The sequence below is a fragment of the Streptomyces sp. DSM 40868 genome, from assembly GCF_011820545.1.
Taxonomy (GTDB): Bacteria; Actinomycetota; Actinomycetes; order Streptomycetales; family Streptomycetaceae; genus Streptomyces; species Streptomyces eurythermus.
The window spans coordinates 4,661,457-4,679,270 of the sequence record NZ_CP050504.1 but is presented as its reverse complement, the minus strand read 5'-3'; the positions used below and the strand labels follow the sequence as shown (position 1 = coordinate 4,679,270).

The 17,814-nt window shown below is 73.3% G+C and carries 10 protein-coding genes and 1 pseudogene; 6 read left to right on the top strand and 5 right to left on the bottom strand.

Annotated features, from left to right (window positions below; translation table 11 throughout):
* Positions 1 to 267: 267 nt before the first annotated feature.
* From HB370_RS21300 to HB370_RS21280, 5 genes and pseudogenes are all read left to right on the top strand, one after another.
* On the top strand, positions 268 to 5,385 hold the full coding sequence (locus HB370_RS21300; protein ID WP_030780493.1) for a caspase family protein: 5,118 nt from the start codon (positions 268 to 270) through the stop codon (positions 5,383 to 5,385).
* Positions 5,382 to 5,741 (top strand): hypothetical protein, encoded by a 360-nt coding sequence (locus HB370_RS21295; protein ID WP_030780496.1) that lies wholly within the window; start codon positions 5,382 to 5,384, stop codon positions 5,739 to 5,741. Before HB370_RS21300 ends, HB370_RS21295 begins: the two co-directional genes overlap by 4 nt.
* On the top strand, positions 5,738 to 6,343 hold the full coding sequence (locus HB370_RS21290; protein ID WP_030780499.1) for a hypothetical protein: 606 nt from the start codon (positions 5,738 to 5,740) through the stop codon (positions 6,341 to 6,343). Before HB370_RS21295 ends, HB370_RS21290 begins: the two co-directional genes overlap by 4 nt.
* A gap of 65 nt (positions 6,344 to 6,408) precedes the next feature.
* Positions 6,409 to 6,945: pseudogene (locus tag HB370_RS21285) on the top strand (GNAT family protein); the annotation flags it as partial.
* 217 nt (positions 6,946 to 7,162) lie between these two features.
* Complete coding sequence (locus tag HB370_RS21280) at positions 7,163 to 8,029, top strand: diiron oxygenase (protein ID WP_030780505.1); 867 nt, start codon at positions 7,163 to 7,165, stop codon at positions 8,027 to 8,029.
* A gap of 21 nt (positions 8,030 to 8,050) precedes the next feature.
* Here HB370_RS21280 and HB370_RS21275 read toward each other — a convergent pair whose 3' ends face one another.
* Both HB370_RS21275 and HB370_RS21270 read right to left on the bottom strand, forming a co-directional pair.
* Entirely contained in the window at positions 8,051 to 8,458 is a 408-nt protein-coding gene (locus HB370_RS21275; RefSeq protein ID WP_030780507.1) for a hypothetical protein, read from the bottom strand.
* 383 nt (positions 8,459 to 8,841) lie between these two features.
* Positions 8,842 to 11,916, bottom strand: coding sequence for a tetratricopeptide repeat protein (locus HB370_RS21270; protein WP_030780510.1), 3,075 nt, complete (start codon positions 11,914 to 11,916; stop codon positions 8,842 to 8,844).
* 196 nt (positions 11,917 to 12,112) lie between these two features.
* Here HB370_RS21270 and HB370_RS21265 point away from each other — a divergent pair, with 196 nt between their 5' ends.
* Positions 12,113 to 14,587, top strand: coding sequence for a tetratricopeptide repeat protein (locus tag HB370_RS21265; protein WP_030780514.1), 2,475 nt, complete (start codon positions 12,113 to 12,115; stop codon positions 14,585 to 14,587).
* A gap of 36 nt (positions 14,588 to 14,623) precedes the next feature.
* Here HB370_RS21265 and HB370_RS21260 read toward each other — a convergent pair whose 3' ends face one another.
* The 3 genes from HB370_RS21260 to HB370_RS21250 form a co-directional block, all read right to left on the bottom strand.
* Entirely contained in the window at positions 14,624 to 15,259 is a 636-nt protein-coding gene (locus tag HB370_RS21260) for a hypothetical protein (protein ID WP_030780517.1), read from the bottom strand.
* Positions 15,256 to 16,500, bottom strand: a complete 1,245-nt coding sequence (locus HB370_RS21255; RefSeq protein ID WP_030780519.1) for a hypothetical protein — start codon at positions 16,498 to 16,500, stop codon at positions 15,256 to 15,258. Before HB370_RS21255 ends, HB370_RS21260 begins: the two co-directional genes overlap by 4 nt.
* A gap of 121 nt (positions 16,501 to 16,621) precedes the next feature.
* Complete coding sequence (locus HB370_RS21250; RefSeq protein WP_244405590.1) at positions 16,622 to 17,635, bottom strand: zinc ribbon domain-containing protein; 1,014 nt, start codon at positions 17,633 to 17,635, stop codon at positions 16,622 to 16,624.
* Positions 17,636 to 17,814 lie beyond the last annotated feature (179 nt).

The following is a 17,814-nucleotide window of genomic DNA, read 5'->3' as shown; positions in this document are numbered from 1 at the left end:
ACACAGGACCCCCCGAACACCCGCGCTCCCGAACCGGGACACGGCTCATTCTTACCCCACTGGCTGGATTCATCCAATGAGAAGAAATGGAAAAGAAAGTTAAACGAACACATGTGCAATGACTCGCTCAGGCGTGATCCAGCCACCCGCTGAGACCCCGGCGGAGGAGAAGGCCCTCGTCACCCGCTCCGGGTTCCCCGGTCCGCCCCCGTCCCGGCCGGTTCGGATGTCAACATGGGGGCAGCTGTGCGGAGTTCAGGGGGGCGAGTGGAAGACAAGGGGCGCGTGGCCCTGCTCATCGGCGTGGGCGCGAACCCGGGGGCGGAGCACCTTCTTCCGTCCCTGGCGGCGACGGTCACCGCGGACCTGGAGGCCCTGGGCACCTCCCTGCGCGGCAGCGGGTACGAGGTGCGGACCCTGCTGAATCCCACCCGGAACGAGATCACGGCGGGCATCGCCGAATTCTCCGGCGGCGCGCCCCCGGACAGCACGGTGCTTCTCTACTTCACCGGACACGGCGTCCGGATCGGCACGACCGACTACCTGGTCCCGGCCGACGCCCGTGCCCCCGCCGGCGACGACGCGGCCGGGTGGGAGCAGCCCCACGTACGGGAGTCGCTCCTGGAAGCCGACATCAGCCGTTATCTGGCCGACTGCTCGGCCGGCACCGTGCTGTGGGTCATCGACGCCTGCCGCTGGGGCGTGGGCGAACAGGGCGCCGCCTTCGGCAGCAACATGGTCAAAGGCCCCCCGCACAGCGGCTTCGCCATGATGACGAGCTGCGGCCCCGGCGAGCCCAGCGGCTTCGCGGAGACGGGCAGCTTCTTCACCGCGTCGCTCGCCCGCGCCCTCGACCCGCTGACCGAGGCCACGACGGTGGAGCAGGTGTACCAGGCGGCCGAGCGCGCGACCCACGCGCTCTCCTTACGGGCACAGCGCCCGCCGCAGAAGGTCGGCATCTACTACGGCGTCGACCTGGCGGAGCGGACCAGGGCCCTGGAGATCGCCGAGGGCCGGCGGCTGCTCGAACCCTGGCAGGACGTCGTCCGCACGTCCGCCCTCTGGGAGCGGGTGCCGGAGGGCGACGCGGAAGCCGTGGCCCATCTCCAGGACTGTCTGTCCCGCCTCGCCGCCCAGGCCGCACGCCATGTGCACCGCGCCCAGGAACGGCTGCCGGACCCCTGGGCCGACGACGAGTATCCGGTGCGGCTGCTGACCGAACGCCTCCCCCAGCTGCTGCCCAAGGGCGCCGAGCTGTCCGCCCTGGAGGTCACCGCGCTGATCGCCGGCGTCCTGCTGCACGAGACGGCCTGGGCCGACCGGCTGAGCCAGGCCGCCGAACTGCTTCCGCAGCTGGTGCGCCGCCACCGGGACGCCGACGGTCAGCGGCGGCACTACGAGCAGATCACCGAGCAGTACCCGCAGATCAGCGAGAAACTCACGGGCGCGTACTCGTGGCTGGCGGACCCCGGGGACGACCGGCACGCCGTCACGCTGTGGCTGGTCCACCGCTGGATCGGCGAGCGGTTCGTGACCGACGAGGAGCCCGTACCCGCCGTACTGGCCGACGAGTTCGTGGCCCGGCTGCTGGACGGCACCCCGCCGGCGGCGGGCGAGCGGCTCGGCGGCCGGGCCGGAGCGCTGTCCACGGCGCTGCGCGCGGTCGCCGCCGGGCTCACCGCCGGGGCGCCGCCGGACGACGAGCGGCTGCCACCGGACCGCCACGTCGTCCGCAGGACACCGTGGCGCCTGCGCGTGCGCCCGCTCGCCGCGCTGCTCCGCCTCGCGGGCCTGATCGCCTTCGACACCCGGTGCCTGCCGGAGGTCCTCGCCGAGCATCTCGCCGTCTCCGACGCGGTGGTGCCGGGCGAGGTGATCAGCGTGCTCCGGGACGCCTTCTGGGACCTCGACCAGGACGGGGACACCCCGGCCTCCCTGCATCTGGACGCGGTCTGCCCGCACCCGGCGATACACGCCGCGCTCGCCTCGGTCGTCGAGGACGCCGACGACCTCGGCCATCAGCTGCGGGAGTCGGCCCGCCACCTCCCGAGGGAGGAGTCCGCGCTGCTCCGGGCCCTGCCCGCGCGGCTGTCCGACCACCGGCTCCGCCCGGACCGCACCCGTGGCACGGACGCGTACGACGTGCCGCTCGCGCGGTTCTCCCTGGCACAGACCGAGATCCGCCGGCTGCTGATGGGCGAGAAGCTGTACGACGGCCAGCCCGCGCTCGCGCTGCGGGAGCTGTACCAGAACGCCATGGACGCCTGCCGTTACCGGGAGATGCGGTTCAGGTACCTGCGCTCGCTCGGCAGGGAACCGGCCGCGTGGGCGGGCCGGATCCGGATCGAGACCGGCGAGGACGGCCGCGGACGCTACGTCGAGTGCGTGGACAACGGCGTCGGCATGACCGTCGACCAGCTCAAGAACACGTTCACCCGGGCCGGCCGCCGCTTCGACCAGTCCCATGCCTTCCGCCGGGAGCAGGCTGCCTGGCTGCGTCACGACAGCGCGCTGCGACTGTACCCCAACAGCCGGTTCGGCATCGGCGTGTTCAGCTACTTCATGCTCGCCGACGAGATGTCGATCGTGACCCGCCCGGTCGGCACGGACGGCCGCCCCGCCCGGACGGCCTGGCGCGTCGAGATCCCGGTCAGCGGCAGCCTCTTCCGGGTCCGGGAGGACGACGAGCAGGACGGGGCGATGCTGCCCGAGGGCGGCACCCGCGTACGGCTGTACCTGCGGCGCTCGAGCGCGCTGCCCGACGACTCCGCCGTGGCGGTGCTGCGCTCCCTGGTCCTGCTCAGCGAGTTCCGCCTGGAGGTGCGCGACCAGGACGGCACCGGGGAGACCTGGCGGCCGGGCCGCCTCAAGACGGGCGACGGGCCCGGCGAGTTCTCCACCCGGTTCGTCGTCGAGGCCGTGCCCGGCACGCTGTGGTGGGTCTCGGGCAACGGGGCGATCGTGAGCGACGGCATCGCCACGGACCAGCGGCCCTTCGGGTACGTGCTCAACCTGTCGGGCCCGCACGCGGGCGAGCTGAGCGTCAACCGCAAGAAGCTGGAGAAGTACGACGTCCTGTGGGCCCACGAACAGTTCGCGCGGGGCGCCCACGCACTCGCCACGGGAGCCACCCTCAGCCTGAAGTGGCTGTGGGAGCTGGAATCCCGGGAGCCCTCGATCGCCCGGGTGCTGTGGAAGGCCCTGCACGGGCGTCACGTCCCGGTGACGGACGAGTTCGGCCGGCGGATGGACCTCGACGAGGTCGGCTGGTTCAGGCTGGACAAGTCCCTCGACGCCGAGCGCCTGGAACACAAGGACAAGAAACTCTCGCAGGCGGTCCGGCCCTGGCGGCTGGCCGCTCTCGGCCCCGAGTTCCGTACCCGGAACCAGGCGGTCCCGCTGTCCCTGGAGGGCCACCCCGTTCCGCGTCCGGGCTGGTCGGGCATCGCGGCGGACGTCGGCGGCGACTGGCGTTCCGCGGTGCTGGCCGCTCATGAACAGGACATGACTCTGGCGGAGGTGCTCCGCGTGACGCGTGGCCTGCGCCTCGCACATCCACGCCTGGCCGGACCGGCCGTTGGCCGCGACGGTGACCTGGACTGGAAACCGGGCTTCACCGACTGGTGCGTCATGCAGGGGCTCCTGGGCAGCGAGCCCGATGCGCTGGACAGGCTCCGGGTCAGCGTCTGGGGGCAGTCCGTGCCCCGGAAGCGACGGGTCGCCGACGAGATGTACTACCGGCACGCCCCGGACGATCTCTCCGGGATCGTCCGCGCCTCCGCCCGCTTCGACACGCCCCTCGGGGAGCTGGCCGAGGCATGCGCCCGGTACGCGCCCTTCGTGGGCCGGCCGCTCGGTGACGTCCCGGCCCGGCACCGCGACCACGTCTGCTCGCAGGCCGAGCTAAGGCTTCTGTACCTGAAGGAGGACAAGCACCGGGCGCGGCCCGCGATCCACCCCTGGGACGTACCGGTGGTGGCCGCCGCGACCGGCCTCGGCACGGCCGAGGTGACGCGGCGGATGGCCGAGTTCGCGTGGCTGGGCCGCCCCGCGCCCGATCCGGTCCTGGCCGACCGATGGGACGCCGTGTCACCGGAGGTGTTCCCGGTCCTGCGTCACTACATCGGCCACGACGGCGCGGGCCGCCCCGTGCTGCCCTGGGCCGCCACGGTGGAGCTGGCCGCGGAGTGCGAACTCACCGTATGGGAGGCCGAACGCCTCCTGGCCCGCGAGACGGAGGCCCTCGGGGTCGTCCACCGCCGGCGCTACACCAGGCGCTCGCCCGGCCGGGACGTGGAGCCCTCCCCCGACACGGGCAACCTCGTACGGTGGCTGCACGACGCGGGCGTCCGGCTGGAGGACGGCGTCTCGCTGCGGGACCTGGCGTTCGTCCGCTCCCACGAGACGTCGTGGGAGGAACTGTCCTGGTACGCGGACGAGTTGCGGGAGGCCGGGGTACGGCTGCCCGACGCGGGAAGCCTGCTGCGCGCCTGGGACGACCTGCCGACGCCCAGCAGGTACGCGTTCTCCGGGGAGGACCCCAGCTGGGTGGGCGCCGACTATCCCGTGCCGGCGACCTCGGCCGTGCTGTTCACCGGCAGCCAGCGGCTCCGGCAGAAGCTGTCGATGCTGTGGGACACCGCGCACCGGGAGGCCCGGAAGCTCGGGCTGGGCGCCGGCCTCGTCGCCCCGCGCCCGCCCGGGGAACTGGGGGAGTTCACCCCGACCTGGGACGAGACGGCGGTGCTGATCGACACCGGCCCGGACGAGGACCACGACTACGAGTGGTGGGAGACCCCTCGCTGGGCCCCGCTCACCGCGAAGGGGCTCGTGGACTACGCCCGCAGCCGCACCCTCGGTGCGCGGGCGGCGTACCGGGCACTGGCTCCCTTGCGGGCCGTCGGCGCGCTCGTACCGGAACTGTCCGAGGAGGACCAGGCCGCTCTGCCGGACGACGTGCCCACCGCCCACGACGCGGTCGCCGTCGACCCGGAGTACCGCGTCTCCCCGCCCGGGTCCCCGCTGCTGCCGCTCGACCTGGTCGGCATCGCCGGCCGGCTCGGCGAGTCCGTACGGCACACCTGGCAGCGGCGCATCACCCCCTACCTCTCCCTGGAGGAGGAGCCGCCGTCGATCACCGGTGTCCCCGATGTCGTACCCCGCTGGCAGGACCTGGCGATCCTCTCCGCACACCTCGACGGCCGGCTCCCGCAGGCGGCCGGGCCGGTCGGCCGGGACCGGATCGAGCGGTGTGCCCGGGCCGTGGACGAGACGCCCGAGTGGGTGCGCGGGCGGCTGGAGGTGTACGCGGAGATGTTCGGGCTCCGGTTCGAGCCCGCCGACGCCCCCGGAGAGCAGGCCGGGGAACGGGAGGAGACAGCGTGACGCGGGCCGGTCGGCACGATCACGGCGTGCCGTACGCCGAGGTGGACGCCGGTGACGTCGACGCCGCCCTGTTCACCCAGGAGCCCGCCCCGGACGGACGCGGAGTGATCGTCTCGGGGAGGTGCCCACGCTGTCACGGCACCACCCGGACGCTGTTCCCGTGGGCCCGGCCGGGCACCGGGTCGAAGGGCGGGCTGGGGCGGCTCTTCGGGAGGGGGACGACGAGCAGGGCGGAGGACGGGCCGGAGCCGCTGCTCGCGGAAGTGCACCTGTGCGAGTGCGGCCACGCCCACCCCCAGTGCCCCCCGGACACGCAGTACATCGGATGCGGCGCGAGCTGGCGGATACGACGGTGAGCACGCGTTCCGACCGCCGCTGGGCCGAACTCGCCCGCGAACTGGAGTTCACCAGGCTCCCGGAGCTGCGCCGGCAGGCGGAAGGGTGGCGCACCGGCCTCACCGGCCTGACGGCCCTGTTCGCGGTCCTCGTGCTGCTGAAGGGGCGGGACGACCTCGCCGACCTGCCCGAGGCGGCCCGCGCGGCCGCCACCGGGCTGCTGTTCACCGCTTTCGTGCTGCTGGTCGCGGGGTCCCTGCTGGCCGTACGGGCGGCGCACGGGACCGTGGAGCGCGAGATCCTCCTGGGCGGGCAGGCGCTGCGCCGCTGGACCGAACGGGAGGTGGCACGGGTGACCCGGGCCCTGGTCTGGGCCCGCTTGTGCTGCGTCCTGGGAGTGGTCCTGGTCGTCGGAGCGCTGTTCGTCGCCTGGGTGACGACGCCCGGTTCCGCCGGGCGGCCGGTGATCGTGAAGACCGGCACTGGCGTGCTGTGCGGCGAACTCGTGCGCGCCGACCGGCACCACGTGGAGATCCGCTCCGGCACGAACGGCAAGGTGTCGGTGCCCTGGTCGGCCGTAGCGAGCCTGGAACCCGGCGAGGTCTGCGAGAAGGCACCGTAGCCCGGACCCCGTGTGCCCACGCTTATCCGGTTGCCGCCGTCGGCGCCGCCGGACAGGAAGCTCGCATGCTGAAGGGCGGGAAGGTCGGGCTCAGGGCCCGGCACGAGGACGACATACCGGTGCTGCGGGCGGAACCCTACGACGACGTGGTCACCCACTCGCGGGCCGAGGGCCGGCCGTGGCGGCCGGTCACGCCCGGCGCCGGGCGCGCGCCGTTCACGGTGGACGACACAGACCAGGGCAACGCCCAGTTCTCCGTGGTGGAGCTGGACACCGGCGCGCTGGCCGGCTCCGCGGTGCTGTGGGGAATCGACACCCACCACCGGTCCGCGCACGTCGGGCTGGGGCTGCTGCCGTCCGCCCGCGGCAAGGGCTGCGCCACCGACGTGGTCGCGGTGCTGTGCCACTACGGCTTCGTGGTGCGCGGCCTGCACCGGCTGCAGATCGAGACACTGGCGGACAACACCGCGATGCCGCGCGCCGCCGAGCGCAACGGCTTCGTCCGCGAGGGCGTGCTGCGCTCCGCGGCGTGGGTGATGGGCGAGTTCCTGGACGAGGTGCTGCTCGGACTCCTCGCCCCCGACTGGACCCCGGACGCGCGGCGCTGGCCCTGTCGCGGCCTCCGCCTCCGCCTCTGTCCTCCCTTCGTCCGCAGACGTCCCGGCAGCCGCTTCCCGTCACGCCGGACGCACCCCCTTGAACGGCGAAAAGGCGCTGTTCCACGGGCTTCGGAACGCGAGTTAGCGTGAAGCCCCGGCAAACCAGGCTGGTCTGACAAGCACTCGGCGGGGCCGCCCGCGGGGGCACTCAGGAGGCGCCGTGCCCGACGACCGCGACTTCCGGGAACTGCTCGGCCGGCTGTCCGCCAAGTCGAGCAGTGATTACCACAACCCGTGCACCACGTTCGCCTGGCCGCCCGCACTGCCCGGGGACGAGTACTGGTTCTCGCCGGAGCTGCTGTCCGTGCACGGTACGGAGTACGCCGACGAGCTGAGCGACGAGCAGCTGTGCGCCCTCAGCCGCTGGGAGAGCGTCAACTTCTACAGCCTGAACATCCACGGCATCCGGGAACTGCTCATCGAGGTGATGCGGCGCGTCCACACGCCCGGCTTCGAGGTGCCGCCCGAGTCCTTCCACCACTTCGTCGGTGAGGAGAACGAGCACATGTGGCTCTTCGCCGGCTTCTGCCTCAGGTACGGCGGCCGGATCTACCCGGACGAGAAGCTCCGGCCGCCCTCCGCCGGCCAGGACCCGGCGCTGGAGAACTTCCTCGTCTTCGCCCGGATCCTGCTCTTCGAGCAGATCGTCGGCCACTACAACGTACGGCTGGCGGCGGACACCCGGCTGCACCCGGCCATCCGGCAGCTCAACCGGATCCACCACCAGGACGAGAGACGGCACATCGCGTTCGGGGTGCGGCTGGCCCGGCTGCTGTGGGAGCGGCTGACGGAGTCCGGGCTGGACGAAGACGGGCGCCGGACCGCCGGCCGCTGTCTGTCGGAGTACCTCCGCGCGACCATGGCGTCCTTCTACAGTCCGGCCGCCTACCGTGACGCGGGCCTGGCCGACGGGCTCGTGCTGCGCAAACGGCTCCTGGACCACCCGGCACGACAGGCCGCGCACGCCCGGGTGCTGCACAAGGCGACCGGCTTCCTGCACAGGATCGGGGTGCCGGTGACCGTGTGACCCCCGTCCCGGCCGGGCGGGTCAGCGGGAGCCGCCCGGCCCGGGGTCGTTGAACGTGATCCCGGAGAAGTCACGCCCCTGGAGGACCGGCCCGTTCTGCGTCCCGCCGCTGATCGTGTTGCTGGTGTCCCCCTGGCCGGTCTCCAGCCTCCGCGCCTCCTCGTGCCAGCGCGTCAGGCCGGCCAGAAACCACGGGTCCTGCTCCGCGCGCAGTCCGAGGACCTCGCTCAGCGCCCGCGCCCGCGCGACATCGTGGGGAGCCTCGGCCAGGGAGACCAGTTCCGCCTCTCCGGCCACCGGCTCCGGCGCCTCTCCCCCGTCGGGCCTTCGCCGCACCAGCCCGCTCAGCGCCGCCCACAACTGCCGCCCGGCCTCACCGGCCGCCCCGGTCGCCATCGTCACCAGGAGTTCCGCCGAGATCGAGTCCATGAGCGCCATGGTCCCAGAACGCGCGTCCCGTGGGGAGAAGGCGACCGGCCCCTTCTCTCGGGGCGGGAGGGGCCGGTGCGCGCGGTTACGATGCAATGTCGGAATTTGCCTCTGTCATATGCCCGCGCTCGGAGAGGTAGCCACCGTGCGGCGAAAAATACGCGATACAGGACAAGGTGACGGCGGCCAACATTACGAACCTAAATTTCACAGTTCTCCCTGGGCACGAAGGACACACTGGGGGCGCAGGCCGAGCACAGCTCCACCACGGAATGCGGCGGCAGCGCTTCAGATGGTTATCTTAGCCCCGGCCGCGCCTCGACTTTCGCGCGCCAAAGGGGGAGCGGGGAACTTATCCGCATCGAAAGCCGGAGCGGCCTTCCTTACCGCCCAGGCTCATCGAGCGTGCCGCGCAACTCCACCAAAGCGCGGGCGGCGCGGTCCTCCTCGGCCCGGGCCCCGAGCCGCTGGCTGACCCCAAGGCTCTGCTCCAGGTGTGCCACGGCCTGAGCCGTGCGCCCCGTCTCACGCTCCGCCAGCGCGAGGTCGTAGAGCACATCGGCCTCCTCGCCTGCCGCCTGGATCCGGCGGATCACCGCGAGAGCGGCGACGTGCAGGGAAAGGGCCTGCTCACCGCGGCCGGCCGCGCGGTGGGCCCGGCCGATCCCGTTGAGGGTGAGGGCCTCGCCGCGCTGGTCGCCCACGGCTCGCATCATCTCCAGGACCCTGTCGTACAGGGCGAGGGCCTCACCGGTCCTGCCGAGCGTGTCCAGGACGCTCGCCAGATTCATCTGCATCGTGGCCCGGTCCCTTTTGTTTCCCATTCCCTCCGCTATGCCGATCGCCTCGCGATAAGCGTCCTCGGCGGCCTTCAGATCCCCCGTTCGCTGGCACAGTTTCGCGATGTTGTTCAGCGTGCTGTAACGACCCCGCCCATCCCCGATTTCCGTGAAGCCGGCCAGCGCCGAAGTGAAACACTGCAATGCCTCACGATTTTCCGAAAGGTGGAGGTGGGTAATACCCAGCAAGTTCCTGCTGCGCGCAATATTCCGCTTGTTGTCCGTTCGCAACAGGAAATGCAGCGATTCCTTTTGAAGTTCCTGCGCCCGAGCGTACTGCCCCGTCTGCCACAGCGGAATCGTCAATTGGTGGACGCACTCGCTCTGCAGCTCCCATTCCCCGAGGGAGCGCGCTGCCTCCAGGGCCTCGCTCGCGGCCGCGATCGCCTCCGCGTAGCGGGAGCTGTGGGTGTAGACGGCGCCGAGGTCGAGCAGGGCGCGGGCCCTGGCCGCGCTGTCACCTGCGGATTCCCAGTGGGCGACGGCTCGCCGAAGCAGCGGCTCGGCCGTGAGGACGTGCCCCTCCATGTCCAGGAACCCGGCCAACACATGTACGGCAATGGCCAGTTGACGCTCGTTTCCGTGATGCGCGAGCCAGTCCAGGATGTCGAGCAGATTTCCGCCCTCGGAGATCAGCCATTGCTCGGCCGCCTGCGCGTCGGCGAGTTCCGGACATGACACAACGGGAGGATCTGTAAAGTCGGCGATCCGCAACCGGAACGGATAAGCCAGCCGGTCAGCGCGGTCCGCAGTGGTGACGTAGTGATCGACCAGGGCACGCACCGCCCGTCGGCAGTCGTCCTCGGACTCCACGTCACCGGCTTCCATCAACGAGCGGGCGTAGTCGCGCAAAAGATCGTGGATGGCGAACCGGTACGGAGACTTTTCGGAGACCAGGTGATGCGCCAGGAGTTCTTCCAGCACACGCCCGGCCACCGGGACGGACAACCCGGTCAGCGCCGCCACCGCGTGCGGCGTGAATTCCGTGCCGACATGCAGCCCGATGCGCCGGAAGACCAGTTGCTGCTCCGCGCTCAGCGCACGGTAGGACAGGTCGAAGACCCGCACCATCGCCCGTTCCCCGTCCTGCAGTTGGGCCAGGTGCGTGCCGCCGGTGCGCAGTTGGCACAGCAGGTCGGCGGTGCCCCACGAGGGCCGGGCGAGCAGCCGGCTCGCGGCGATCTCGATGGCCAGGGGCAGGTAGCCGCACATCCGGACGATCTCGGCGACGTCCGACTCGTCGGTGCCGGGCCGCAGCCCCAGCCGCCTGGCGAACAGCGCGATCGCGTCCTCGGGCGGCAGCACGTCGAGGGAGACGGGCCGTACCCCGGGAAGCCCGGGGAGCCGGCGGCGGCTGGTCACGACGACCGCCGCCGGGGAGGCTCCCGGGAGCAGCGGGCGGACCTGCTCGGATCCGGCGGCGTCGTCCAGGATCACCAGCATGCGGCGGTCCCGGGCCGTCGCCCGCCACAGGGCGACCAACTCGTCCGTGTCGTGGGGGAGTTCCTTGGCGTCCAGGCCGATGAGCCGCAGCAGTTCGGTGAGGGCCCGGGCCGGTGTGGTGACCGTGCGGTCGGGGTGGGCCCCGCCCAGGTGCAGGAAGATCCGCCCGTCGGGGAAGCGGTCCCGTAATCGGTGTCCCAGATGGACGGCGAGCGCCGTCTTGCCGACGCCGCCCATCCCGTCGATCGCCTCCACCGTGACGACCACGCCCGGACTGCCCTGGCCCTCGCAGAGCGCCGAGGTGAGCCGGCGCAGTTCCTCGCGCCGGCCGACCCACGGCACGTCCCTCGGGAGGTTGTCCGGGACCCGGTGGGCGGGCCGCGCGGGTTTCTTCTCGTCGGCACCGGTGCGCCTCAGCAGGGCCGCGGCCGGGGTGCCGGACAGGATGCCCTGGTGGACGCGGTGCAGGCCGCGTCCGGCGTCGAGGCCGATGTCGCGCACGACGCGCTGCCGGGTCCGCTGGAGCAGCCTGGTGGCCTCGGCCGTGCGGTCGCAGCCGTACAGGGCGATGGCCAGCCGCTCGGCCAGTGCCTCGTCCACCGGATGCTCCTCCGCCAGGGGCAGCAGCACGGGCACGGCGTCGGCGAACTTGCCGTCGCCCAACAGGATCTCGGTACGGGTCATCGCGGCCGCGAGGCTGGTCTCGCCGACGGCGGTCCGCAGGTGCTCCGCCCAGGAACCGGCGATCCCGGCCAGCGGTTCGCCGCGCCACAGCCCGTCCGCCCGGTCCAGCAGGCGCAGGGCGGCCTCCTGGTCGTCGCTCTCCCTGAGGGCACGTGCCTGGTGGACACAGCTCTGGTAGCAGCGCAGGTCCACCCGGTCCGGGTCGACCTGCAGGACGTAGGAGTTGGTGCGGCTGGTGATCGGGGGTGCGTCGCTGCCGGCGATCCGCAGGGAGGCGCGGATCCGGGAGACGTGCGCGTGCAGCGCTTCCCGGGCCTTGCCGGGCGGATGGTCGTCCCAGACCCGGTGGATCAGGGTGTCCACGCTCACGGTGCGGCCCGCGTCCCACGCCAGGGCGGCCAGGGTGAGCCGGGTCTTCGTCGAGCGGAGATCACCGCGCCGGCCGGCCGCTCGTACCTCGACCGCTCCTGAGAGCCGAATCTCGAACTCCACCAGCGTCCTCCCGCCGGTAGGGCCTGCTCCGGGTTTTCGAGAGTGTCATGGAGGCGCTCCCACAGGCCATAACCGGAACCGAGGAGCCCAAAATTGACCGATAAATAATCTCTTCCGCTCCCACCGTTCCCGCGGTTTCGTTCCCTTCCCTCCCGGAGCGGGGAGTGATTCCTCCAGGAGTCGAAAGGAGTCACTCGTGGGAGCTTCTCCTTCGGACACGCAGCAGGCGCTGCTGGCGGCCCTGGCCGCCATCGGTGCCGACCCGGAAGGCCCCGCCTGGCGCGAGCTGGCCCGGGTCGTGGACACCGCGGCGCGTGCGGACGCGACGCCGGCCCGGCTCTGGCCTCCCGACACGGCGGGCCCGTACCGGCCGGAGGCACCCCCCTGGCAGGAGTTCGCGCGGGAGCTGGCCGCCGTCGCCCTGCGGGACCCGGCGACGCGGAGCGCGCTCACCGACTGGTTACGGCGGCACACCCCGTCCCCACCGCCGCCCCCGACCCCACCGCGTCCGGCACCCGGTCCGGCGCCGGGCTCGACCGCCAACGCCATCGGCGGGAACGCGGTGCTCCACGGCCCCAGCGTGCAGGCCCGTGACATCCACGGAGGCATCCACTTCCACCCGCCCGCCGAAGCGCCCCGCCCCCGGCCCCCGGTCCCCCGCCAGCTCCCGCCCGTGACGGCACGGTTCATGGACCGGGAAGCGGACCGCAGGGCCCTGGACGCGCTGCGCGCCCAGCACCCCGCGCACGCGGCCCAGGTGGTGGTGGTCAGCGGGCTCGCGGGCGTCGGGAAGACCACGTTCGCCTGCCACTGGCTGCACGCGCACGCCGACAGCTTCCCCGACGGCCAGCTGTACGCCGACCTGGCCGGAGGGGCCGCCGACGGGGAGAGCGGGCCGGCCTCGCCCACCACCGTCCTGGAGGCCTTCCTGATCGCGCTCGGCGTGTCCTCACCACCGGCCGGCACCGCGCAGCGCAGCGCGCTGTGGCGTTCGCTGACCTCGGGGCTGCGGCTGGCCGTGCTGCTGGACAACGCCTTCACCGCCGCCCAGGTACGTCCGCTGCTGTCCGGTTCGCCGACCGGGATCACCTTGGTCACCAGCAGGAACAACCTGACCGGGCTGCGGGTCGACGGGGCGTCCGTGCACCGGCTGGAGGGGCTGCCCGCCGAGTCGGCCGTACAGCTGCTGGCCGTCGGCGGCGGGGCGCGGGTGGCCCGGGAGCCGGCCGCCGCGCACGAGGTGGTCCGGCTGTGCGGCGGCCTGCCGCTGACCGTCGGCCTCGCCTCCGCGCAGCTCGCGATCCGCCCGCACCATTCCGTGTCCGCCCTGGCCGACCGCCTGTCCCGGGGGCAGGGGGCGGTCGATCTGCTGCGTATCGACGGGGAGGCCGTGATGCGTACCGCGCTGGACATGGCGTACGACGTGCTGCCGGAGGCGAGCGCCAGGCTGTACCGCCGGATGGGAGTGCTGCCCACGGACCGCCACGACCTGCGGATGCTGACCGCCGTCGCGGCCGACGACACGCCACCGCGGGAGGCGGAACACGACACCGACATCGCCGTCCAGGCCCTCGTGGAGGCAAACCTGGTGGAGGAGACGGGGCCGGGCGTCTACCGGCTCCACGACCTCGTCCAGCCGCACGCCCGCCGGCTCGGCGAGGAGCGCGAGGACCCCGCCCGGCGCACGGACGTACTGCGCCGGTTCGTCGGCTGGTGTCTGTCCACCGCGGCGTCGGCGGAGCACATCCTCACCCCGAGCCACCGGCTGCCCGGCCACGACCTGCTGCCCGGCGCGTCGGTTCCGCCCACCCCGCTCGACGGCCCCGACGAGGCGCTGGCCTGGCTGGACACCCACCGCAACGGGCTGATGGGCGCCGTCCGGCACTGCGCGCGGGCCGGCTGGCACACCTCCTGCTGGCGGCTGACGGACCTCATCTGGCCCCTCTTCGTACGGCTCCGCCCCACGGAGATGTGGATCGAGGCCCACCGCCTCGGTCTCCGGGCGGCCCGGGAGAGCGGTTCCCGGGCCGGGGAGGGCCGCATGCTCACCTCCGGCGCGATCGGCCTGCGCAACGCCGGGCAGTACGCGGAGGCGGCCGACTGGTACCGGCAGGCACTGGAGATGGCCACCGCGGACGGGGATGTACGGCAACAGGCCCAGGCCCTCAGCGGACTCGGGCACATCGCCCTGCTGACCGACGGGCCCGACGAGGCACGCGGCCACTTCGAGCGGGCCCTGCGGCTCAGGGAGTCGATCGGCTACCGGCGCGGGGCGGCGCTCACCCGGCGGCGCCTCGGCGAGACCGAGCTGGCCGCCGGCGACCCGGCCACGGCCGCCGCCCACCTGCGGCGGGCGCGGGCGGACCTGGACGCCCTGGGGGAAACCTACGAAGCCACCCGGGTGCTGGCCCTCCTCGGGCACGTCCTGGTCCGTGCCGGGGACTTCGGGGAAGGCACCTGGCTGTTACGGGAGGCGCTGCCCCGCTTCCGCGCGGGCAGCGCCCGCTCGGAGCACTGGGAGGCGCGCTGCCTGGAGTGGCTGGGGCAGGCCGCCGAGTCGTGGGGCCACCGGGAGGAAGCGGGCGGCCATTACGCGGCGGCCCGCGACCTCTTCCGGCGGCTGAGCCCGGCCGACGCCGACCGCCTGGACGACCGGCTGCGGCAGCTGTGATCACCGCCGCGGCCGGCCCGTCCGGCCGGCCCCGCGTCAGCCGGGGAACGCCGGCACGACGGCGCGCAGCGCGCCCGGCACACCCCCGGCGGCCACCCAGGCGTGCAGCACCGAGGCAACCGCCTGGGGCGAGGCCGGGGCCCGGGGCCCGCCCCGCTCCAGCCGGGCGCACCACGGGTCACCCGCCGCCCGCCGCACACCGACCACGCAGCCCGCGCCGAAGCCGGGCACGACGGCGGCAAGACACCCCGGATGCTCCGCGAGCAGGACCCGCACCCGCCGCCGGGCCTCCGTGACCGCCCTGGGCACCCGGCTCACCAGCACGTCGGCGTGGACCCTCAGAGCCTCCGGCCCGTCCGCGTCCGCCCACAGATGCGTGTCACACGGCAGCCGGCCGGGCGGATGGAGACACGGGGAGGGATGCCGGTACGCACACCCCCGCTCCGTGACGGGCAGCGCGTCGAACCGGACGAGGGCCGGGCCGTGCGCCGCCCGCGTACGCCAGACGACGCAGGCCGGCCCGCCCCGGAAGCCGGCCTCCCGGGGCGGGGCACCGGTGTGCGGCGGACGGAAACAGACGGTGGCCCACGCGGCCCCCGGCTCCGCGTCCCGGACGGCCGCGGGGCGGGCGGCCGACGCGTCCGCCCGGGCGATCGGCGACCGGCGGATCACCGCGCCGCTCCCCGTCCGGCCGGAATCTCCCACTGCCGCAGCGAAGGCGGCGGCGGGGGCGGGGAGACGAGCGGCGGAAGGGCGGGTTCCCCCAGCCCCAGCAGCCGGTAGACGACCGCGCGCATCCGCCGGTGGAACTCGCCCGGCGCCGACGACAGCGAGGCGGTCACGTCGTCGTACTGCCCCCGACGGCGCATCTGTGCCGCGTACTCCAGCTGTTCGGCCAGCGGATACCCCGGGGCGATCACGGGCGCGACGGCGGTCAGCAGCGCGGTCGGGGAGTAGGCGGACACCTCCCGGCGGGGACCGGGCGTGAGCAGCAGCGTGGCCCGCGTCAGCGCGCCGTACACGGTCAGCGATCCGTGGTCGCCGACGATCCAGTCGGCCGCGATCAGCAGGGACTGCCAGTCGGCCTCCGGGGGCACCAGCGCGACGCCCCGGTCACGGCAGCCGGCCAGCCAACCGCGCACCTGCCACGTGCCGTGGCCCGCGAACACGTTGGGGTGGACCAGCAGCGCGACGCGGTAGCCGTCGTCCGGCAGCCCGGCGAGCAGCTGCGGCAGCAGGGCGTCGAGCCGCCCGAACGTCGAGGCCGGACCCCAGGTGGAGGTGACGACCACGAGACGCTGACCGCTCTCGATGCCCAGGGCACGGCGGTAGTCCTCGCGCAGTGGCAGGCCCGCCGTGATCCGGTCCACGCACGGGTCACCCACCACGTGCGCGACCGGAAGCGCCTCCGGGCACGACCGCGCCAGTTCCGCCACGTCCCGTTCGTGGGCGTAGGCGATCGCCGCCGGGACCAGGCGGCCTTCGTGCAGCAGATGCTGCCTGCTCAGCATCCCCGGTGTCCTCGGCTCCCCCGGGGCGAGCGCGCTGACGTCGGTGAGCAGTTTGATGTGCCCCGCCCCGTGCGAGACGCGCAGGACCGGAGCGCGCAGTTCGTGCACACCGCGGGACCCCGCGGCCAGTGCCAGGTCGAACTCCGTGCGTAGGGCCTCCTCCCAGGGCACCGTGGTGATGCCCAGTTCGTGCAGGTACTGCGTGACCCCGCTGCCGAAGGCGTGCGGGGCGGCGGTGAACACCAGCTGGACGCGCAGGTCGGACTCCAGCAGACCGAAGACTTCCTGGAGGCGTTGGGCGAACGTCACGGTGTGGACGACCACCAATACCCTTTTGCAGTCTCGTACGGTCAGCCAGTGCCCCTGCTCGATCAGTGCTGGTTTCGTGGTGCTGACGGACATGCGATCCCCCATCGCTCGTCGCCGCGTTCAGCGGTCGACAGGGGACTTCCCGGCCCGGAAGGCACTTTCCTTGCAGGGTCCTTGCAACTCCCTTGCGCGGCCTCCGGGCGGGGCGCCCGTGTCAGCTCCGGGCGAAGAACTCCACCTCCGCCAAGGCCAGGTGACGGCCCTGGGACAGGCCCGCCGGGGAGTTCAGCACCAGGCGTACCGTGGTGACATCGCTGAATCCGGTGGGGATCGTCTGCGGTCCCGGCTTGTCGGCGAGGGTGATCCGCTTGCGGTGCACCTCGCCGTCGCGCGTGGTGATCTCCATGTCCATCCGGAGCGCGCGCGCCTCGTCGGCGTAGGCCTCGGGGGACTTGGACGCGCCGTTGGTGATGATCACGTCGACCAGCCGGAACGGCTCACCGAAGGTGTACGTCACCGACGCGCCCGGCGCGGGTGCGCCCCAGTAGTGGTTGCTCACCCCGTCCGTGGTGTTCCTCGCCGGGTGTCCGGACAGCTCGGCGCTCGCCTTGATGCCCACCGGGGTCACGGCCTTGGGCTTGCCCAGCTTGTCCCGGGTGTCCTCGAACAGGGCACGTCCGGCCGGCAGCAGGAAGAGACCGGCCGCGCACAGCGCCACCAGCAGTCCCAGGATCACCAGCAGCCGCACCCCTCGGCCCGAGCCGGCCCGCACCTTGCGGCGCAGCGGCCACACCGTCCGCCACCACGGCAGCGGGGCCGGCTTCACCGCCGGGGTCAGCTCGGCCGCGCAGCGGCGGCAGAAACGGCGGCCCGGCGGGTTGGGCGTACCGCAGGACGGGCACGGCCTGCCCGCCACCTCCTCCGGCGTCTCCACGGGCCGTACGACGGGGCGCGGGGCCACCGGCTTCGCCGGGCGTACGGGCAGCACGGCGTCCGGTCCCGGCCCCTCCGGGGCGGGCGCGGCCGGGGAGCGCGGACCCGGTGCGTCCGGCGCCGACGGGACACGCGGCCCTACGGGGGGCTGCGCTGCCGCCGCGGGCTTCGGGTGCCGGGGCTGGGCCGGGGGTGTGGCCGCGGTGGCGGGGGTGGTGCGGTCGGGGCGGCGGGGGACGTCGGCGGGCGCGGGTGCGGGGGGCTCGGTGGGTGTGGCTGCCGAACGGCGCGGCACGGACGGAGCGTTGGCGGATGCGCTCGATGAACCCTGCGCCTCGGCCGGTGGGCCGGCGGGCGCGGCCGACGCACCTCGGGTGCCGGCCGAGGAGTCGGTGTGCGCGACCGACGAACCCCGCGAGCCCGGTCCGGAGTCGGTGGGCCCGGCCGACGAACCACGGGCGGCGGACGGGGACT